The organism is Burkholderia sp. RF4-BP95, assembly GCF_001521985.1.
Classification (GTDB): Bacteria; Pseudomonadota; Gammaproteobacteria; order Burkholderiales; family Burkholderiaceae; genus Burkholderia; species Burkholderia diffusa.
In genome coordinates, this window is record NZ_LOSX01000029.1 from 1 (window position 1) to 17,687 (window position 17,687).

A 17,687-nucleotide genomic window follows, 5' to 3' on the forward strand; every position below is an offset into this window, starting at 1 on the left:
CTGGGCGCGGCACACATCACGGTGAACAAGAACGCGATCCCGAACGATCCGGAAAAGCCGTTCGTGACGAGCGGGATCCGTCTGGGCTCGCCGGCGATGACGACGCGCGGCTTCGGCGCGGCGGAAGCAGAGACGGTCGGCAACTTGATCGCCGACGTGCTCGAGAACCCGGAAGACGCGGCGACGATCGAGCGTGTGCGCGCGCAAGTAGCCGAGCTGACCAAGCGTTTCCCGGTTTATCGCTGATCCGGCATGCGCTGCCCGTTCTGCCGGCATGAGGACACGCAGGTCGTCGACTCGCGTGTGTCCGAAGATGGCGCCGCGATTCGTCGGCGCCGTCGTTGTTCGGCTTGCGACAAGCGCTTCACGACGTACGAGCGGGTCGAGCTGAACTTGCCGGCCGTCGTGAAGAAGGACGGCAGCCGCACGGAATTCGACCGTCGCAAGATCGTCGCCAGCATGCAACTCGCGCTGCGCAAGCGGCCGGTTGCGGCTGACGCGATCGACGCGGCGGTCGCCCGCATCGAATATCAACTGCTCGCAACCGGCGAGCGCGAAGTGCGTAGCGAGAAGCTTGGCGAACTCGTGATGAACGAGTTGCGCGGCCTCGATACGATCGCCTATGTCCGTTTCGCATCGGTATACCGCCGGTTCGAGGATGTTTCCGAATTTGCCGACGTGATCGAAGAGTTCCGTCGCGCGTCCCCCTCCAAACCTCCGCGTAAGCGCTGACGCGCTGCGTCCGTTCATCGTCTTCTCCGTGGGTTCAGTTCGCGCCGATTGTGTCGGCCGCGATCGCATGTCGCCAGTCGGCCGTTCGGCTAATGGCGCGTGTGTGCTTGCGTCGCTACAGTCGTCGCATCACGTTGACGGAGGGCGATGGCGATGGGACTGCACCGACAAGGCGTTAAACAACGCATGCGATGCGGCGGCTTTACGCTCGTCGAGCTGATGGTCGCAATCGCGCTGGCAGCCGCGATCGGACTATACGCAGCACCTGCATTCGATCAGTGGCACATGCGTGAACGTGTGGATGCACGCTCGCGTGCGTTGCTCGGCGCGCTGTCGTTCGCGCGCACCGAGGCGACACGTCTCGGCGTGCGCGTCACGCTGTGCAGGGCCGGGCGCAACGGCGATTGCGCGCATTCCGGCGAGCGGTGTGACCTGGCGGGATGGTCATGCGGCTGGATCGTCCGCGGGCAGTTCGACGGACGGTCGCGCGTGCTGCGGCGCTATCCGCGCGATGCCGACATTGCCGTCGCGGGGGCGGCGCACGATCTGGCATTTGCTCCGCCGGCGGGCCAGGTGCTTGGCGGGATCAGGCGTTTCGAGGTGCGTCCGCGGCGCACGCTGTCCGGTGACGACACACGCGTGTCGCGCTGCATTCGGATCGCGGCAGGCGGCCGGGCGCGCGTCGTTGCCGGTCGATGCGAAGCGGCATGAAGCGCGCGCGCAAGTCCATGCACGGTACGTCGCTGCTCGAAGCGGTGCTGGCCGTCGCGCTGCTTGCAACGGTGATGCTGGCGGTGGCCGGCAGCCAGCTTGCGATGACGCGCGCGCAGCGGGCGACGATCTGGCGTGAGCGCGCGCTATGGCTGGCCGATGCCCGCATTGAGAGCCGGCGCGCAGTGGCGGGTGCCGACGACGGCATCGCAGCGCTCGCGTCCGCGTCGTTGCCCGGCGGCACGACGGCGCTCGACGATGGGCCGGCGGGTGTCCGCTACGTGACGGTCGGCTGGCGTGACGCTCAGGCCTCCGCGCCGACATCGGCGCGCTGCGAAAGTGCGCGGGCAGCGGTCGGGCCGCCATCGTGCGTGCGGATGCCGTTTCGGGAGGCCGAGGTCGATGTCGATGAACGGTGAGCGCCGCAGCCGCGCGCATACGCTGCTCGAAGTGCTGATCGCGATGACGGTCGGTCTGCTGGTGCTTGCTGCTGCCGGTGCGCTGTACCACGCCCAACGCGTCGCGCAGCGGCGAGCGGAAGACGGCTTCCGGATGCGCGATGCGGCCGCGACCGCACTGATGCTGATCGGCGAGCAGATCCAGATGGCCGGGTTTCGCCCGCTCGATGTCGAAGGGGCGCCATCGTTACCGCCGGTGTTCGGCTGTTCCGCGGGGCGCGTGCGAGGCAATGGAGCGCAGGTGCGCTGCGAAACCGTGCGCGCAGCGTCGGACGCATTGCTGGTTCGGTATGTCGGCGATGCCGTGTCGACGTGGCCGACGATTGGGGCACAGGTGTCGGATTGTCTCGGGCAGGGCGTTGGCGCTCCTGGTGCGCGGCCGCTCGTGGAAAACCGTTTCGACGCGCATGTCAGCCCGTCGACGGGCGAGCCCGAGTTGTACTGCGAGGGAAGCGGGCGCCCGGGTACGCCGCAACCCGTCGTGTCCGGCATCGACCAACTGCGCGTGCGTTACCTTCGGCGCGAAGCCGCGCAGTTCGTCGACGCAGGGGCGATGGGTAGCGGCGACTGGCGCGATGTCGTTGCCGTGCATGTGTGCGTGCGCGCACGTGGCGAACCGATGCACGGGCCTGCGCGTCATGTCGATTGCGACGGCCGCACGGCCGTTTCGCCGAATGGTCGCGCGCATCTGGTGCTGCATCGAATCGTCGCGTTGCGCAATGCCGCGGTCGCATCCGCCGATCCCGTGGGTGATGCGGCGCAGGATCATGGGGTGTTGCGATGATCTACGCAAACCGATTCGTCGACGAGCTCGCGATGCGAATCGCAGCAGGTCGCGCAACGCAGCGCGCGGTGGCGTGCCGCGACAGGCGACATGCGGCGCGCGGTGAGGGCCCCATGCTGAGCGGAACAACATCACGCACACGCTTTTCGTCCACCAGTCGCGGCTGGCGTCGCGACGCGGGCCTTGCACTGCCGGCCGTGATCGCGGTCGGCGCGGCGGTCGCCGCGCTGACCGGCACATGGTTCGAATCCGCGTTGACGGAATCGCGCCGCACGCGTGCATTGTCGGACCGTCTGATCGCATTTCACGCAGCCGATGCAGCGCTGGCAGCCTGCACAGCGCGATTGCTCCGAGGCGGGGCGCCATACATCGACGAACCGGCGTCACCTGTCGAGCCGGACGCATGGCGGCGTGCGCCCGCGCTGGGCGTCGCCGAAGCGTTTGCCCCATTCGCTTCCTGGCCGATGGCGGCCCAGCCGCCGCGATGCCTGATCGAAGCCTGGCGAGGTGTCGGTCCGCACGAGAGTCGCGCTTACCTCGTCACCGCGCGTGGTGTCGGCGGCCATGCGTCGAGCGTGGTCTGGCTGCAGAGCCAGGTCGCGCTGCGAGACGGACGCATCGTTACACAGCGCTGGCGGCGCGTCGCGGCGGTTCATCGATGAAACAGCCTCGATTGCTGCACCGATCGGTGGCGTTCACGTTGCTCGAACTGATGATCGTGCTCGCGATCGTTGCCGCGCTGGCCGGGTGGGGTATTCCGTCATATCGCGAGCATGTCGCGCGCGTGCATCGCGCATCCGCGGTCGCTGCGCTTTATCGCGCAGCTCAGTATCTCGAAACACTCGACGGCGCGCCGCCACGAACGCTGCCAGATGCATATTCGCAGGCGCCCCCGGACGGGCAGGCGGTCTACGAAGTGGCGCTGCGGCGAACAGCGGGCGACGATGTGCCGGTGGCCTACGAACTCGTTGCGCGCCCGCTCGATGCAGGCCCGATGCGCGACGACGCATGCGGTGCGTTCACGCTGCGCGCGGACGGGACCAAAGGCAACGCGGGATCGAACGACGCAGAGGCGGACTCGCGGGAGCGGATATGCTGGGGCGTGCGTTGATCATGCGATCGCGCACGGAAAACACACAACGGCGCCGGGTGCGTGCGCGCCCGTCGTTGGGTGTCAGTCGTCGTTCGCGGCAGGTTCGCGCTCGTCGCGCGACTGTTTCCAGATCCGGTAGATCTCCCATGCAGCGAAGCCGACGGAGCCCCACTTCAGCGCGGGGCCCGCGCTCGCGCGCAGCAGCGAGCGGATGGGTTTCGCCAGCACGAGCGACGCGAGCGAACTCAACATCGGGTACTGGTTGACGAGTTGGCCGAGGCTCGCGTTCAGGTTCTTGGCAGACTGGCTGAACTTCGTGCCCGACAGTCCCGGGACGAATACCTTGAGCCAGCTGAAGCGCGTGACGGCGTGGCGCATTTCGGCGGCGGCTTCGGCAAGCTCGAGCCGCTCAACCTCGGATCGCAGGATCAGCAATTCCTTGCGGAGCGCGCGATGCTGCGACGCGTTCCAGTTCGATCGCGACGAATGGGGGCGGGTCGAATGGCCCGTGACGTTCTGGCTCATGGCGCGTCGGCGAAGTAGGTGAGAGAGGGGAACGCGACTGCGTTCACGGCTTGCCGCGGAAAATTTCGCGGTCTTTCTCGAGCTCGGCGAGCGTCGCTTCGAACACGGTCGGCGCGTCGCGCAGGCCCGAACGCGCTTTCAGTGCACATACGATGCCCGCGATCGCGTACAACGCGGTGATGGCTGCGAGCGACTGCCAGCGATAGGTATCCCAGAACGCGATCGTGACGAGCACGGTCAGGCTGATGAGTGCCATCGTCGCGAGCATCATGGCCGCGAGCCCGAGGAACAGTACGCCCATCAGGCGTTCCTTCTCCTCGGCGAGTTCGATGCCGACCAGTTCGAGGCGCGTTTGCAGGAGGCCGATCGCGGAGCCGACGAGGCGGCGCAGCGGTCCCTGGCCGGACGGCTGCGGGTGAGTGTCTGTCGTCATGGATGAGGCGCTTGTGCGCGCAATAAGCGGCTAGGGCAAAGCCGGCCGGCGGCGAACCGCCGGCTGGCTTCGGCACCCATGCGCCGCACCGGGCGGCACATGGGGCGGAACGGCGCTGAGCGCGTTACTTGCGGTTGATCAGCAGGCCGATCAGCACGCCGACGCCGGCGGCGACGCCGATCGACGTCCACGGATGCTCGTGCACGTAGTCGTCGGTCGCGCGCGCGGCCTTCTTGCCTTTCTCGACCACCACGACCTGGACGTCGGTTGCCTTTTCCTTGGCCTGCTTCAGGCGCGACATGGCTTTTTCGCGCAACTCGGCCGCCCGGTCGCCCGTGCTGCTCGCTGCCTGCTTGAGCAGATCCTCGGCGTCCGCGAGAACGGTTTTGATATCCGACATCAGTTTCTCCTTGTTGATTTCCGACATTGCAACTCCCTTCATGCTGTCATGCTGCAGGTTCACATCGTAGCGAAACCCCTGCCGGCTGGCGAGCCGGGAAGACACGCGGCGGCGGTGCAAGACCACATGGTAAACGACCCGTAAGTATTGACAGAGCCGCAAATGCTGCGAAAAGTTTCCCTTGTGGCCGTCCGTCCTGCCCCGATACCGGGTAAAAATGACAAAAAAGTATGAATATCAAACAGAATAATCGTTCGCACCGCCCATTGCTTCCCGTAAGCTGATGGACTGTCCCGCGCCGTCCAGCGCGCGGTTTCAACCAGCATCGTTCGAGGAGGGAACATCATGAGTCTGCGTCTTGGTGACATCGCACCGGATTTCGAGCAGGAATCGAGCCTGGGCCCCATCAAGTTTCACGAGTGGCTGGGCGACAGCTGGGGCGTCCTGTTCTCGCACCCGGCCGACTACACGCCGGTGTGCACGACTGAACTCGGGCTGACCTCGAAGCTGAAGGGCGAATTCGAGAAACGCAACGTAAAGGTGATCGCGCTGTCGGTCGACGGCGTCGAATCGCACAAGGGCTGGATCAACGACATCAACGAAACGCAGTCGACGGTCGTCGGTTTCCCGATCATCGCCGACGCGGACCGCAAGGTGTCGCAGCTGTACGACATGATCCACCCGAACGCGAACGAAACGCTGACGGTGCGTTCGCTGTTCGTGATCGACCCGAACAAGAAGGTGCGGCTCACCATCACCTATCCGGCCAGCACCGGCCGCAACTTCGACGAAGTGCTGCGCGTGATCGACTCGCTGCAGCTGACCGACAACTACAAGGTCGCGACGCCCGGCAACTGGAAGGACGGCGACGACGTCGTGATCGTGCCGTCGCTGCAGGATCCGGAAGAGCTGAAGAAGCGCTTCCCGAAGGGCTTCAACGCCGTGCGTCCGTACCTGCGCCTCACGCCGCAGCCGAACAAGTAAGCAGCGGCTGCCACGTCGGCGGCGCGTGACGAACGCGTGCGCCGATGAAAACGGCCCGCCCGGCAGCGATGCCGGGCGGGCCGTGTCGTTTCAGCGGCGAAGATATGACGCGCAGGGCGCCGCGGATCGCACGCGAATGGTCAGAAGAATGCCTGGATGCCCGTCTGCGCGCGGCCGAGGATCAGCGCGTGGATGTCGTGCGTACCTTCGTACGTGTTCACCACTTCGAGGTTCACGAGGTGGCGCGCGACGCCGAATTCGTCCGAGATGCCGTTGCCGCCGAGCATGTCGCGCGCGAGCCGCGCGATGTCGAGCGCCTTGCCGCACGAGTTGCGTTTCATGATCGACGTGATCTCGACGGCCGCCGTGCCTTCGTCCTTCATCCGGCCGAGACGCAGCACGCCCTGCAGGCCGAGCGTGATTTCGGTCTGCATGTCGGCGAGCTTCTTCTGGATCAACTGGTTCGCGGCGAGCGGCCGGCCGAACTGCTTGCGATCGAGCACGTACTGGCGCGCGGTGTGCCAGCACGACTCGGCCGCGCCGAGCGCGCCCCAGGCGATCCCGTAGCGCGCCGAGTTCAGACACGTGAACGGGCCGCGCAGGCCGCTCACGTTCGGCATCAGGTTCTCCTCGGGCACGAACACTTCGTCGAGGACGATCTCGCCGGTGATCGACGCGCGCAGCCCGACCTTGCCGTGGATCGCGGGCGCCGACAGGCCCTTCCAGCCCTTCTCGAGGATGAAGCCGCGGATCGCGTCCTTGCCGTTTTCTTCCAGTTTCGCCCACACGACGAACACGTCGGCGATGGGCGAGTTGGTGATCCACATCTTTGAGCCGGACAGCGAATAGCCGCCGGGCACCTTTGTCGCGCGCGTGACCATGCTGCCCGGGTCGGAGCCGTGGTTCGGCTCGGTCAGGCCGAAGCAGCCGATCCATTCGCCGCTCGCGAGCTTCGGCAGGTATTTCTGCTTCTGCGCGTCCGAGCCGAATTCGTGGATCGGCACCATCACGAGCGACGACTGCACGGACATCATCGAGCGGTAGCCGGAGTCGACGCGCTCGACTTCGCGCGCGATCAGCCCGTAACTCACGTAATTGAGGCCGGGGCCGCCATATTCTTCCGGAATCGTCGGGCCGAGCAGGCCGATCTCGCCCATCTCGCGGAAGATCGCGGCGTCGGTGCGTTCGTGGCGAAACGCCTCGGTGACGCGCGGCGCGAGCTTGTCCCGCGCATACGCGTGCGCGGCATCGCGCACCATCCGCTCTTCCTCGGTCAGTTGCTGGTCGAGCAACAGCGGATCGTCCCAATGAAAAGTTGCAGCGCTCATCGTGTCATCTCCTGTTGGCCAGGGTGGGCGCTTCGGCGCTTGCCCTGATCCCATGCTTGGCGGTCGGTCCCGGGCTGGCGCTTCGCGGCCTGTCCCGATGTCTAAAGTTCGCTTGACTGTAGTTCCGCTGTGCGGAACAATGTTTTGCAAAACGAACCCAGTGTAGCATCACATGACGCTTTCAACCATCGACGAAACCACGATCGACGAACGCAAGTTCGTCGTTGCGCTCGCGCGCGGGCTCGACCTGCTGCGCGCATTCCGGCCCGGCGAGACGATGCTCGGCAATCGCGACTTCGCGGAGCGCACCGGGCTGCCCAAGGCGACGGTGAACCGGCTCGCCTATACGCTGACCGTGCTCGGCTATCTGCGCTACGACGAGACGCTCGGAAAGTATGCGCTCGACGCCGGCGTGCTGTCGCTCGGCTACGCGCTGCTGTCCGGCTCGGGGACGCTCGATCTCGCCCGGCCGCACATGCAGGCGCTCGCGCGCGAGATCGGCGCGGCCGTGTCGCTCGGCTGCCGCGACGGGCTCGACATGATCTATCTGGAGACGATCCGCAGCGAAACCGCGCTGACGCTCGGGCTTGCGCCCGGCTCGCGGCTGTCGATGCTGACGAGTTCGATGGGCCGCGCGTATCTGGCCGTGCAGCCGGAGGACGTGCGCCGCGCGCTCTATGCGGATCTGCACCGGGCGGCCGGCGGCGCGGCCGACGCGGATGCGCTCGTCGCGGCCGCGCAGGACGCGGTGGCCGAGTTCTCCGCGGGCGGGTGCTGTTATTCGTTCCGAGCGTGGCACATGGACGTGAACGCGGCGGCCGTGCCGTTTCGCGAACCGCGCGAGGGGCGCTGGCTGATCCTGAGCTGCAGCGGGCCCGCGTCGTCGATGGACGAGGACGTGTTCCGCACGCAGGTCGGGCCGAAGCTGAAGGCGCTTGCGCAGCGGCTCGGGCAGACGGTCTGAAACGGGCGCCAGCGTGACCGCCGCTGCCGGTTGCGCCGCGCGCGAGGCGCGCTCATCATCATCCACCGGTTCCCCGACGATGACGAGGTTCGCGATGTCCCACCCGGAAACCATGGAAGGCGGTTGCGCATGCGGGGCGATCCGCTACCGGATCGCCGGCATTCCGGCCGACGCAGGCTTCTGCCATTGCCGGCTCTGTCAGCGCACGACGGGGGCGGCGGTCGTCGCGTCGGCATCGGTGCCGCTCGACGCGTTCGAATACCTGCAGGGCGAGCCGACGGTCTATGCGTCGAGCGCGTGGGGCGAGCGGCGCTTTTGCGGCCGCTGCGGCGCGCAGTTGGAGTATCGGCTGGCCGATGCGCCGACGACCGTGGAAATCAACTATGCAACGCTCGACGAGCCGGCGCGGCTGCGTCCCGCGTGGCACGTCTGGTACGGGGATCGCTTCCCGGGCATCGAGATCGACGACGATCTGCCGAAATTCGACGATGGCGGAAGGGCCTAGCGACGTGCCGGCGTCGAATCCGCGCACACGCGCGTTCGACTTTTCACGCATGAACGGAACAGGAACCGGCCATTATCGGGCGACGATGCACGCCGCCCCCGATTCCCGACGCAATACCGACAGCGCATTCCGCCATCCGCCGTGCCGCGCCCCGCGCGGGCCGGCTATCCACCCGCTCAGGCCGGGACGACCTTCGAGAACACCGGCCCCTGCATGAACCGCACGTCGTGCTGGCGCAGCAGCTCGCACTGCGTCTCGTCGACGACGCCGTCGAAAATCAGCGGAATCCGCACGCGCTGCGCATACGCGACCAGCGCCTTCACCATCCCGTCGCGCAGCGCGATGCCCGCATCCATCTTGATGTAGTCGGGCCGCGCCATCTCCGATTCGACCGCGAGGATCCGGCCCGGGTCGGGCAGCTTGTCGGCGACCTTGAAACCGTGATGCTGGTAGCTGCGCGTCAGGTAGCCGAGGAAGGTCTTGTGCGCGACCGCGACCGCCGGCAGCTCGATCACGATCCGCTCGGTCGGCAGCCCGAAGCGCTGCAGCACCGACGAGAAATGCTTGCCGTGGTCGTACTTCACGCTTTTCAGCAGCCGTTCGTGCACGCGCAGGAACAGCAGCCCGTGGCGTTGCGCGCCGAAGAAGTTGATCGCGTGCAGCGCGCGAGACAGCCGGTCGATCGCGACGAGCGTCTGATCGTCGACGGCCGAGTCGACCGGATCGTGCGGCGCGCCGGTGACCAGCGTGACGGCCTGGAAGCCGAGTTCGTCGCCATAGCGCTCGATCGCGTCGGCGAACGACGTCGACTGCGGCGCGCCGGGCATCGTCACGTCGTAGATCGGTTCATAGGCGCTCGCGAGCGTGCGCTCCGGCAGGTTCGCGCACGCGGTGCCGCCCGCTGCAAGCGCGAGGTGTTCCCGCAGATACGGCAATTGCCCGGCACGGACGACCAGCTCGGGAATGTTGGGCGGAATCATCGGCGTAGGAAGGAAAAATGGCGGCCGAAACGGCCGCCTCATGCCTTGATATTAGCAGCGCCCGTCCGGCTCGGCTTGGCGTTTCGCTCATATGGTTATCCCGTTCTCGCGCGGATGGCTAGGGTTTACGTTGATTTCACTATTCGTAATTGGTTTTACTATTCGTAAATCCAAAGATTTGTCGCCGATCAAGAAAAGCGGCGTTCTGGCGCCCGGAGCGGCGCCGATTCCCGAATCGAATCAACAGGAAGCAAGGAGCGAGACGTGGCGGTTGACAGCAAGTGGGCGAGGCAGGGCGGGCCGCGGCAGTGGCGGGCAACGGGCATGAGCGGGACGACGCGGCGCGCGTCGGCGCGCGGACGGCAGGGCTGAGGAGCGGATGGCGACCATGAGCATCGATTACCAGACGCTGAAGTTCGACTACCGGCCGCGCGCGACGCGGGCCGCCGGCGATGACGCCGCCATCCACCCGGTGGTGGTGGTCGGCGCGGGCCCGGTGGGCCTGTCGGCTGCGATCGACCTCGCGCAGCAGGGCGTGCCGGTCGTGCTGCTCGACGACGACGACACGCTGTCGACGGGCTCGCGCGCGATCTGCTTCGCGAAGCGCACGCTCGAGATCTTCGACCGGCTCGGCTGCGGCGAGCGTTTCGTCGACAAGGGCGTGAGCTGGCACGTCGGCAAGGTGTTCCTGCAGGACGAGCAGCTGTATGCGTTCGACCTGCTGCCGGAGGAAGGTCATGCGCGTCCCGCATTCATCAACCTGCAGCAGTACTACGTCGAAGGCTATCTGGCCGAGCGCGCGTTCGCGCTGCCGAACATCGACATCCGCTGGAAGCACAAGGTGACGGGCGTCGCGCAATCGGCGGAACACGCCACGCTCACCATCGAGACGCCCGAAGGCATCGAGACGCTGCGCGCGCAGTACGTGATCGCGGCCGACGGCTCGCGCAGCCCGATGCGCGCGGCAATGGGCCTCGAGAGCCGCGGCCGCACGTTCAAGGACCGCTTCCTGATTGCCGACGTGAAGATGAAGGCGGAATTCCCGACCGAACGCTGGTTCTGGTTCGATCCGCCGTTCCACCGCAACCAGTCGGTGCTGCTGCATCGCCAGCCCGACAACGTGTGGCGCATCGACTTCCAGCTCGGCTGGGACGCCGATCCGGTCGCCGAGAAGCAGCCGGAGCGCGTGATCCCGCGCGTGCGCGCGCTGCTCGGGCCGGACGTCGAGTTCGAGCTGGAATGGGTGAGCGTCTATACGTTCCGCTGCCAGCGGATGGATACGTTCCGTCATGGCCGCGTGCTGTTCGCGGGCGATTCCGCGCACGGCGTGTCGCCGTTCGGCGCGCGCGGCGCGAACAGCGGCGTGCAGGACGCGGACAACCTCGCGTGGAAGCTGAAGCTCGTGCTCGACGGCCGCGCGGACGACCGCCTGCTCGACACCTACGCGAGCGAGCGCGAGTTCGCGGCCGACGAGAACATTCGCAACTCGACGCGCTCGACCGACTTCATCACGCCGAAGAGCGCGGTATCGCGCGTGTTCCGCGACGCGACGCTGAAGCTCGCGCGCGACTGCGAGTTCGCGCGCAAGCTCGTGAACAGCGGCCGCCTGTCGGTGCCGGCCGTGCTGGCCGATTCGCCGCTGAACACGCCGGACCGCACCGGCGACACGTTCGCGTGCGCGATGCGGCCGGGCGCGGCGGCGGCCGATGCGCCGGTGCGCGCGCGCGGCACGTCGGGCTGGCTGCTGCGGCATCTGGGCGACGGTTTCGCGGGCGTGCTGTTCGGGCTGCCGGGCGACGCCGCCGCGCTGGCGCAGGCGCTCGACGGCCTGGCGCTGCCGGTGCGGCCGGTGCTGGTCGTGCCGGCCGGGCACGCGCAACCGGTGGCCGGCGTCGACGTCGTGGAGGACGTCGACGGTCTCGCCGCGCAACGCTACGACGCGAAGCCCGGCACGTTCTATCTGCTGCGCCCCGACCAGCACGTCTGCGCGCGGATGCGCACGCTCGAGCGCCAGGCGATCGCCGACGCGCTGGCGCGCGCGACCTGCGCGCGCGGAACATCGCATTGAACACGACAACGATACCGGAGACACCCGTCATGCCCCGACTCGACACCCGCCCGCGCCTGGCCGATCCGGACGCGTTCTACGAAGCGCTGATCGACATGCATCGCGATCTGTCCGACGCCGACAGCCAGCTCGTCAACGCGAAGCTGATCCTGCTGCTCGCGAACCAGATCGGCGATGCCGACGTGCTGCGCGAAGCGATGGCGCTCGCGCGTCAGGGCGTGACGCCGCCCGTGCATCCGGCCGCCGAGGCGGCGCAATGAGCGCGGCGCCGGCCGACGCGCGCGTGCTCGAAGTCGAGCGCGTGATCGACGAGACCCATCGCCCGGGCTTTCACTGGATGCTGCTCGCGTTGTGCGGGCTGTGTCTCGTGATCGACGGTTTCGATGCGCAGGCGATGGGGTATGTCGCGCCCAGCGTGATCGCCGAATGGGGCGTGCCGAAGCAGGCGCTCGGACCGGTGTTCAGCGCGAGCCTGTTCGGGATGCTGCTCGGCGCGCTCGGGCTGTCGGTGCTGGCCGACCGGATCGGGCGGCGCCCGGTGCTGATCGGCTCGACGCTGTTCTTCGCGGCGACGATGCTCGCGACGCCGTTCGCGGGTTCGATCCCGGTGCTGATGGCGCTGCGCTTCGTCACGGGCCTCGGCCTCGGCTGCATCATGCCGAACGCGATGGCGCTGGTCGGCGAATTCAGCCCGGCCGCGCATCGCGTGAAGCGGATGATGATCGTGTCGTGCGGCTTCACGCTCGGCGCCGCGATCGGCGGCTTCATCAGCGCCGCGCTGATTCCGGCGCTCGGCTGGCGCTCGGTGTTCTTCGTCGGCGGCGCGGTGCCGCTCGTGCTGACGCTCGCGATGTTCGCGCGGCTGCCCGAGTCGCTGCAGTTCCTGGTGCTGAGAGGGCGCGACGCGCAGGCACGCGCCTGGCTCGCGCGCTTCGCGCCGCAGGCCGGCATCGACGCGAGCACGCGCCTCGTCGTGCGCGAGCGCGCGGCGAGCGGCGCGCCGGTCGCGGAGCTGTTCCGCCATGGCCGCCTGCCGGTCACGCTGCTGCTGTGGGCCATCAGCTTCATGAACCTGATCGACCTGTACTTCCTGTCGAACTGGCTGCCGACCGTGATGCGCGACGCGGGCTATTCGCCGGGCACGGCGGTGATCGTCGGCACGGTGCTGCAGACGGGCGGCGTGATCGGCACGCTGTCGCTCGGCTGGTTCATCGAACGCTACGGCTTCGTGCGCGTGCTGTTCGCGTGTTTCGCGTGCGCGGCCGTCTCGGTCGGGCTGATCGGCTCGGTCGCGCATGCGCTGCCGTGGCTGCTGATCGTCGTGTTCGCGGGCGGATTCTGCGTGGTCGGCGGGCAGCCGGCCGTGAATGCGCTCGCGGGCCAGTACTACCCGACGTCGCTGCGCTCGACCGGCATCGGCTGGAGCCTCGGCATCGGCCGGATCGGCTCGGTGCTCGGGCCGCTCGTCGGCGGACAACTGATTGCGCTGAACTGGACCAACGGCGCGCTGTTCCACGCGGCCGCGGTGCCCGTGCTGTGCTCGGCGCTGTTCGTGCTGGGACTGGCCGGCGTAACGCGGCGCAGCGGCGCGCAGGCGCCGAACGCCGCCATGAATTGATGGAGAAGGGAAACGATGACGCTTGACCTGTCGAAACCGGCGCGAGCCGGCTACCTGAGCGGTTTCGCGAACGAATTCGCGACCGAGGCGCTGCCCGGCGCGCTGCCGCACGGCCGCAACTCGCCGCAGCGCGCGCCGTACGGCTTGTATGCGGAGCAGTTGTCGGGCACCGCGTTTACCGCGCCGCGCAGCCACAACCGCCGCTCGTGGCTGTACCGGATCCGGCCGGCGGCCGTGCACCGGCCGTTCGAGCCGTTCGCGGGCACGCAGCGGCTCGTGTCGGAATTCGGCGACTCGGCCGACGTGCCGCCGACGCCGCCGAACCAGTTGCGCTGGGATCCGCTGCCGATGCCGGTCGAGCCGACCGATTTCGTCGAAGGGCTCGTGACGATGGCCGGCAACGGCTCGGCGGCCGCGATGAACGGCTGCGCGATCCACCTGTACGCCGCGAACCGCTCGATGCAGGACCGCTTCTTCTACAGCGCCGACGGCGAACTGTTGATCGTGCCGCAACAGGGGCGGCTCTTCATCGCGACTGAATTCGGCCGGCTCGACGTCGAGCCGTTCGAGATCGCGGTGATCCCGCGCGGCGTGCGTTTTTCCGTCGCGCTGCCGGACGGCGATGCGCGCGGTTACATCTGCGAGAACTTCGGCGCGCTGCTGCGCCTGCCGGACCTCGGCCCCATCGGCTCGAACGGGCTCGCGAACCCGCGCGATTTCCTCACGCCGCAGGCCGCGTACGAGGATCGCGAGGGCGCGTTCGAACTGGTCGCGAAGCTGAACGGGCGCCTGTGGCGCGCGGACATCGGACATTCGCCGTTCGACGTCGTCGCGTGGCACGGCAACTACGCGCCGTACAAATACGACCTGCGCCTGTTCAACACGATCGGCTCGATCAGCTTCGACCATCCCGATCCGTCGATCTTCCTCGTGCTGCAGTCGCCGAGCGACACGCCGGGCGTCGACTCGATCGACTTCGTGATCTTCCCGCCGCGCTGGCTCGCGGCCGAGGATACGTTCCGTCCGCCGTGGTTCCACCGCAACGTCGCGAGCGAGTTCATGGGGCTCGTGCACGGCGCGTACGACGCGAAGGCCGAAGGCTTCGTGCCGGGCGGCGCGAGCCTGCACAACTGCATGTCGGGCCACGGGCCGGATGCGGACACGTTCGAGAAGGCGTCGGCGAGCGACACGACGAAGCCGCACAAGGTCGACGCGACGATGGCGTTCATGTTCGAGACCCGCACGCTGATCCGGCCGACGCGCTATGCGCTCGACACCGCGCAACTGCAGGCCGATTACTTCGAATGCTGGCAAGGCATCAAGAAACACTTCAATCCGGAGCAACGATGAGCGATACCCAAGACTGGCGCGCGACGCTCGACCCGGCCCGCAAGAGCTGGATCGAGACGGCGAACGATCCCGCCTGCGATTTCCCGATCCAGAACCTGCCGTTCGGGATCTTCAGCGATGCGAAGCAACCGGCGCGCCGCGCGGGCGTCGCGCTCGGCGACCAGATCGTCGACCTCGCCGCGCTCGCGCGTGCGGGCCTCGTGACGCTGCCGGCCGGCGCCGACGTGTTCGCCGCGCCGACGCTCAACCCGTTCATCGCGCTCGGCCGCGACGCATGGCGCAGCGTGCGCGTGCAGCTGTCGAACCTGTTCTCGCGCGACGACGCGCGGCTGCGCGATGACGCCGCGCTGCGCGCGCGCGTGCTCGTCGCGCAGCGCGACGCGTCGCTGCACCTGCCGGTCGACATTCCCGGCTATACCGATTTCTATTCGTCGAAAGAGCATGCGACCAACGTCGGATCGATGTTTCGCGATCCGAAGAATGCACTGCTGCCGAACTGGTCGGAGATGCCGATCGGCTACAACGGCCGCGCGTCGTCGGTGGTCGTGAGCGGCACGCCGGTGCGGCGCCCGAACGGCCAATTGAAGCTGCCCGACCAGGAACGTCCCGTGTTCGGCGCATGCCGCAAGCTCGACATCGAGCTGGAGACGGGCTTCATCGTCGGCCGCGGCAACGCGCTCGGCGAGCCGATCGCCTGCGAGGATGCCGAAGCGCATATCTTCGGGATGGTGCTGCTGAACGACTGGAGCGCGCGCGACATCCAGCAGTGGGAATACGTGCCGCTCGGCCCGTTCAATGCGAAGACCTTCGCGACGACGATCTCGCCGTGGATCGTCACGCTCGACGCGCTCGAACCGTTTCGCGTCGAGCAGCCCGAACAGTCGCCGCAGCCGCTCGCGTATCTGCGGCACGCGGGCAAGCATGCGTTCGACATCGCGCTCGAAGTGACGCTGCGCGCGGAAGGCGCCGCCGAAGCGACGTCGATCTGCCGCACCAACTTCAAGCACATGTACTGGACGATGGCGCAGCAGCTCGCGCATCACACGGTCGCGGGCTGCAACACGCGCGTCGGCGACCTGATGGGATCGGGCACGATCAGCGGGCCGACGAAGGACTCGTTCGGCAGCCTGCTCGAACTGACGTGGAACGGCAAGGAGCCGCTCGCGCTGAACGGTGGCGGCAGCCGCGCGTTCATCGAGGACGGCGACGAGCTCACGCTCGCGGGCTGGTGCCAGGGCGACGGCTATCGCATCGGTTTCGGCGCATGTGCCGGCAAGATCCTGCCGGCGCGCAGCGTATGACGGACTGCACCGCGACTCGTTACGCGTAGTCCGGAAGCAGAGGGCGGCCCGCATTGCGCGGGCCGTTTTCATTTCGGCGGCGGGTGGCGGGCGGCGGTACGCAAGCGCCGGTGCGTGACGCCGCGCACGAGCGTCGGCGCTAAAATTTGCGTCGGCATCAGACCGCGCGCTGCAACGTGGCGCGTCGTTCCCACAGCGCGGCCGCGACGAACGCGGCGACGCAGACGACTAGCACGCCGATCAGCGCGTTGCTGCCCAGTTGCTCCATCAACGCGCCGGCGACCAGCGGGCCGCCGAAGCTCGCGGCGCTCCACGATGCCGACACGAGCGAGCTCGCGGTGACGAGCGCCGCGCCGCGAAAGCGTTCGCCGCATGCGACGAGCGACAGCGTGTAGATGCTGCCTGCCGCCGCGCCCAGCACGAACAGCAACGGCCAGCACAGCCACGGGTTCGCGATCACGAACGGCAGCAGCGGCAGGCCCGCGAGCACGATCCATCCGGCGCCGAGGTGCACGCGTTCGCGGCCGAGCTTGTCCGCGAGCCAGCCGATCGGAAATTGCATCGCGGTGTCGCCGAACAGCATGATCGACGCGAGCAGCACGGCGGTCGCGCTCGCGACGCCGTGATCCATCGCATAGAGCGGCAGCAGCGACAGCGCGAGCGTATCGAACAGCGCGAAGAACCCGGTGCCGATGATCAGCGCGGGCATGCGCGGCAGCACGGCGAGCCAGCTGTCGTGCGCTGCGTGATGCGCGTCGTCGCCGGCGAGCGGCGCGCGGCGGATCGTCGCGAGCGTCGGCAGCGCGAGCAGGAACAATGCGCCGCACAGCGCGAAGCGGATGCTCGTCGCGCCGGCGATCTGGCTGACGAGCACGGGGCCCGCCATCTGGAACAGCGTGAAGTTGGTCGCGTAGATCGCGACCACGCGGCCGCGCGTCGAATCGTCGGCGAGCTGGTTGACCCATGCCTCGCCGATCGTGAACAGCAGCATCAGCGCCGCGCCGCACAGCACGCGCAGCACGCCCCATACGATCAGGTTCGACGTGAACTGCATCAGCGCCGTGGCCGCCGCGAGCAGCACGACCGACACGACGATCGCGCGGCGCGAGCCGATGCGCCGCGCGAGTGCGGTGACGAACGGGACGATCGCGAGGCCACCCAGGGCCTGCGCGGCCGTCAGCATGCCGACGACGTTGGTGCCGTGTCCGGCTTCGGTCAGGGCGAGCGCGGTGAGCGGCATCGTCGCGCCGGTGCCGAGACCGACGACCGCGACGCTCAGGATCAGCGCGAGGAAATCACGATTGAGAATGGCTTTCATCGGCCGCGATGCTACACCGCGGCCCCTGAAAGGTCCATGAAGGCCATCAGGTTCGCATGGCGTTGCGCGCGCAACGAACGCGGCGGCACGCGGCCCGGCCGCCGCACCGCCACGCATCGCCGCCACGCATCGCCG

Annotated in this window: 20 protein-coding genes and 1 pseudogene; 15 read left to right on the forward strand and 6 right to left on the reverse strand. The window is 67.9% G+C overall.

Annotated elements, in window-relative coordinates; all coding sequences use genetic code 11:
• The 7 genes and pseudogenes from glyA to WS46_RS12425 form a co-directional block, all read left to right on the forward strand.
• A pseudogene (gene glyA, locus WS46_RS12395) lies at positions 1 to 246 on the forward strand (serine hydroxymethyltransferase); the annotation flags it as partial.
• Positions 247 to 252: 6 nt separating this feature from the next.
• The gene (gene nrdR / locus WS46_RS12400; protein WP_006760615.1) at positions 253 to 732 is read left to right on the forward strand and encodes a transcriptional regulator NrdR; all 480 of its coding nucleotides are present in this window, start codon (positions 253 to 255) and stop codon (positions 730 to 732) included.
• 153 nt (positions 733 to 885) lie between these two features.
• Positions 886 to 1,443, forward strand: coding sequence for a GspH/FimT family pseudopilin (locus tag WS46_RS12405; protein WP_059690832.1), 558 nt, complete (start codon positions 886 to 888; stop codon positions 1,441 to 1,443).
• Positions 1,440 to 1,862 carry a type II secretion system protein J gene (locus WS46_RS12410; RefSeq protein ID WP_059530577.1) on the forward strand — a complete coding sequence of 141 codons (423 nt, stop codon included), beginning with the start codon at positions 1,440 to 1,442 and terminating at the stop codon, positions 1,860 to 1,862. The genes WS46_RS12405 and WS46_RS12410 overlap by 4 nt, the downstream gene beginning before the upstream one ends.
• The gene (locus WS46_RS12415; protein ID WP_082725318.1) at positions 1,846 to 2,685 is read left to right on the forward strand and encodes a PilW family protein; all 840 of its coding nucleotides are present in this window, start codon (positions 1,846 to 1,848) and stop codon (positions 2,683 to 2,685) included. Before WS46_RS12410 ends, WS46_RS12415 begins: the two co-directional genes overlap by 17 nt.
• A gap of 113 nt (positions 2,686 to 2,798) precedes the next feature.
• Complete coding sequence (locus tag WS46_RS12420) at positions 2,799 to 3,347, forward strand: pilus assembly protein (protein WP_082725323.1); 549 nt, start codon at positions 2,799 to 2,801, stop codon at positions 3,345 to 3,347.
• On the forward strand, positions 3,344 to 3,796 hold the full coding sequence (locus WS46_RS12425; protein WP_059690699.1) for a type IV pilin protein: 453 nt from the start codon (positions 3,344 to 3,346) through the stop codon (positions 3,794 to 3,796). The genes WS46_RS12420 and WS46_RS12425 overlap by 4 nt, the downstream gene beginning before the upstream one ends.
• Before the next feature lie 63 nt (positions 3,797 to 3,859).
• Here WS46_RS12425 and WS46_RS12430 read toward each other — a convergent pair whose 3' ends face one another.
• From WS46_RS12430 to WS46_RS12440, 3 genes are all read right to left on the reverse strand, one after another.
• The gene (locus WS46_RS12430) at positions 3,860 to 4,303 is read right to left on the reverse strand and encodes a DUF3318 domain-containing protein (RefSeq protein ID WP_059530521.1); all 444 of its coding nucleotides are present in this window, start codon (positions 4,301 to 4,303) and stop codon (positions 3,860 to 3,862) included.
• A gap of 43 nt (positions 4,304 to 4,346) precedes the next feature.
• Positions 4,347 to 4,736: a phage holin family protein gene (locus tag WS46_RS12435; RefSeq protein WP_059690700.1), complete on the reverse strand. Its 390-nt coding sequence runs from the start codon at positions 4,734 to 4,736 to the stop codon at positions 4,347 to 4,349.
• 124 nt (positions 4,737 to 4,860) lie between these two features.
• On the reverse strand, positions 4,861 to 5,163 hold the full coding sequence (locus WS46_RS12440; protein ID WP_006754606.1) for a YqjD family protein: 303 nt from the start codon (positions 5,161 to 5,163) through the stop codon (positions 4,861 to 4,863).
• A 318-nt stretch (positions 5,164 to 5,481) separates the two neighbouring features.
• Between WS46_RS12440 and WS46_RS12445 the strand changes: the two genes are divergently transcribed.
• Positions 5,482 to 6,120: a peroxiredoxin gene (locus WS46_RS12445; RefSeq protein ID WP_034182833.1), complete on the forward strand. Its 639-nt coding sequence runs from the start codon at positions 5,482 to 5,484 to the stop codon at positions 6,118 to 6,120.
• 140 nt (positions 6,121 to 6,260) lie between these two features.
• Here WS46_RS12445 and WS46_RS12450 read toward each other — a convergent pair whose 3' ends face one another.
• Positions 6,261 to 7,448: an acyl-CoA dehydrogenase gene (locus WS46_RS12450; protein WP_059690701.1), complete on the reverse strand. Its 1,188-nt coding sequence runs from the start codon at positions 7,446 to 7,448 to the stop codon at positions 6,261 to 6,263.
• A gap of 172 nt (positions 7,449 to 7,620) precedes the next feature.
• On the opposite strand from WS46_RS12450, the gene WS46_RS12455 reads away from it, so the two are divergent.
• The gene (locus tag WS46_RS12455; RefSeq protein ID WP_044844103.1) at positions 7,621 to 8,412 is read left to right on the forward strand and encodes an IclR family transcriptional regulator; all 792 of its coding nucleotides are present in this window, start codon (positions 7,621 to 7,623) and stop codon (positions 8,410 to 8,412) included.
• 94 nt (positions 8,413 to 8,506) lie between these two features.
• A complete protein-coding gene (locus WS46_RS12460; protein ID WP_059690834.1) occupies positions 8,507 to 8,917 on the forward strand; it encodes a GFA family protein in 411 nt (136 codons plus the stop codon).
• Positions 8,918 to 9,093: 176 nt separating this feature from the next.
• Here the strand turns inward: WS46_RS12460 and WS46_RS12465 are convergent, their stop codons facing one another.
• Positions 9,094 to 9,897 carry an EAL domain-containing protein gene (locus WS46_RS12465; protein WP_059530510.1) on the reverse strand — a complete coding sequence of 268 codons (804 nt, stop codon included), beginning with the start codon at positions 9,895 to 9,897 and terminating at the stop codon, positions 9,094 to 9,096.
• Between the two features lie 379 nt (positions 9,898 to 10,276).
• On the opposite strand from WS46_RS12465, the gene WS46_RS12470 reads away from it, so the two are divergent.
• From WS46_RS12470 to fahA, 5 genes are read left to right on the forward strand one after another with little or no spacing between them, the layout of a single operon-like run.
• On the forward strand, positions 10,277 to 11,965 hold the full coding sequence (locus WS46_RS12470; protein WP_059690702.1) for an FAD-dependent oxidoreductase: 1,689 nt from the start codon (positions 10,277 to 10,279) through the stop codon (positions 11,963 to 11,965).
• Positions 11,966 to 11,994: 29 nt separating this feature from the next.
• The gene (locus WS46_RS12475) at positions 11,995 to 12,225 is read left to right on the forward strand and encodes a DUF2783 domain-containing protein (RefSeq protein WP_044844106.1); all 231 of its coding nucleotides are present in this window, start codon (positions 11,995 to 11,997) and stop codon (positions 12,223 to 12,225) included.
• Positions 12,222 to 13,583 (forward strand): MFS transporter, encoded by a 1,362-nt coding sequence (locus tag WS46_RS12480; RefSeq protein ID WP_059690703.1) that lies wholly within the window; start codon positions 12,222 to 12,224, stop codon positions 13,581 to 13,583. Before WS46_RS12475 ends, WS46_RS12480 begins: the two co-directional genes overlap by 4 nt.
• Positions 13,584 to 13,598: 15 nt before the next feature.
• Entirely contained in the window at positions 13,599 to 14,933 is a 1,335-nt protein-coding gene (hmgA, locus tag WS46_RS12485) for a homogentisate 1,2-dioxygenase (protein ID WP_059690704.1), read from the forward strand.
• Positions 14,930 to 16,234 carry a fumarylacetoacetase gene (gene fahA, locus WS46_RS12490; RefSeq protein ID WP_059690705.1) on the forward strand — a complete coding sequence of 435 codons (1,305 nt, stop codon included), beginning with the start codon at positions 14,930 to 14,932 and terminating at the stop codon, positions 16,232 to 16,234. The genes hmgA and fahA overlap by 4 nt, the downstream gene beginning before the upstream one ends.
• Positions 16,235 to 16,391: 157 nt before the next feature.
• Here fahA and WS46_RS12495 read toward each other — a convergent pair whose 3' ends face one another.
• On the reverse strand, positions 16,392 to 17,552 hold the full coding sequence (locus WS46_RS12495) for an MFS transporter (protein ID WP_059690706.1): 1,161 nt from the start codon (positions 17,550 to 17,552) through the stop codon (positions 16,392 to 16,394).
• Positions 17,553 to 17,687: the final 135 nt, after the last annotated feature.

Bases quoted from the DNA above. Each gene is read 5' to 3' on its own strand.
- fahA (WP_059690705.1), top strand. From the start codon at position 14,930: ATGAGCGATACCCAAGACTGGCGCGCGACGCTCGACCCGGCCCGCAAG.
- WS46_RS12440 (WP_006754606.1), bottom strand. From the start codon at position 5,163: ATGTCGGAAATCAACAAGGAGAAACTGATGTCGGATATCAAAACCGTT.
- WS46_RS12465 (WP_059530510.1), bottom strand. From the start codon at position 9,897: ATGATTCCGCCCAACATTCCCGAGCTGGTCGTCCGTGCCGGGCAATTG.
- WS46_RS12480 (WP_059690703.1), top strand. From the start codon at position 12,222: ATGAGCGCGGCGCCGGCCGACGCGCGCGTGCTCGAAGTCGAGCGCGTG.
- WS46_RS12430 (WP_059530521.1), bottom strand. From the start codon at position 4,303: ATGAGCCAGAACGTCACGGGCCATTCGACCCGCCCCCATTCGTCGCGA.
- WS46_RS12470 (WP_059690702.1), top strand. From the start codon at position 10,277: ATGGCGACCATGAGCATCGATTACCAGACGCTGAAGTTCGACTACCGG.
- WS46_RS12455 (WP_044844103.1), top strand. From the start codon at position 7,621: ATGACGCTTTCAACCATCGACGAAACCACGATCGACGAACGCAAGTTC.
- WS46_RS12425 (WP_059690699.1), top strand. From the start codon at position 3,344: ATGAAACAGCCTCGATTGCTGCACCGATCGGTGGCGTTCACGTTGCTC.
- WS46_RS12495 (WP_059690706.1), bottom strand. From the start codon at position 17,552: ATGAAAGCCATTCTCAATCGTGATTTCCTCGCGCTGATCCTGAGCGTC.
- WS46_RS12410 (WP_059530577.1), top strand. From the start codon at position 1,440: ATGAAGCGCGCGCGCAAGTCCATGCACGGTACGTCGCTGCTCGAAGCG.
- nrdR (WP_006760615.1), top strand. From the start codon at position 253: ATGCGCTGCCCGTTCTGCCGGCATGAGGACACGCAGGTCGTCGACTCG.
- WS46_RS12415 (WP_082725318.1), top strand. From the start codon at position 1,846: ATGTCGATGAACGGTGAGCGCCGCAGCCGCGCGCATACGCTGCTCGAA.
- WS46_RS12420 (WP_082725323.1), top strand. From the start codon at position 2,799: ATGCTGAGCGGAACAACATCACGCACACGCTTTTCGTCCACCAGTCGC.
- WS46_RS12445 (WP_034182833.1), top strand. From the start codon at position 5,482: ATGAGTCTGCGTCTTGGTGACATCGCACCGGATTTCGAGCAGGAATCG.
- WS46_RS12475 (WP_044844106.1), top strand. From the start codon at position 11,995: ATGCCCCGACTCGACACCCGCCCGCGCCTGGCCGATCCGGACGCGTTC.
- hmgA (WP_059690704.1), top strand. From the start codon at position 13,599: ATGACGCTTGACCTGTCGAAACCGGCGCGAGCCGGCTACCTGAGCGGT.
- WS46_RS12405 (WP_059690832.1), top strand. From the start codon at position 886: ATGGGACTGCACCGACAAGGCGTTAAACAACGCATGCGATGCGGCGGC.
- WS46_RS12450 (WP_059690701.1), bottom strand. From the start codon at position 7,448: ATGAGCGCTGCAACTTTTCATTGGGACGATCCGCTGTTGCTCGACCAG.
- WS46_RS12435 (WP_059690700.1), bottom strand. From the start codon at position 4,736: ATGACGACAGACACTCACCCGCAGCCGTCCGGCCAGGGACCGCTGCGC.
- WS46_RS12460 (WP_059690834.1), top strand. From the start codon at position 8,507: ATGTCCCACCCGGAAACCATGGAAGGCGGTTGCGCATGCGGGGCGATC.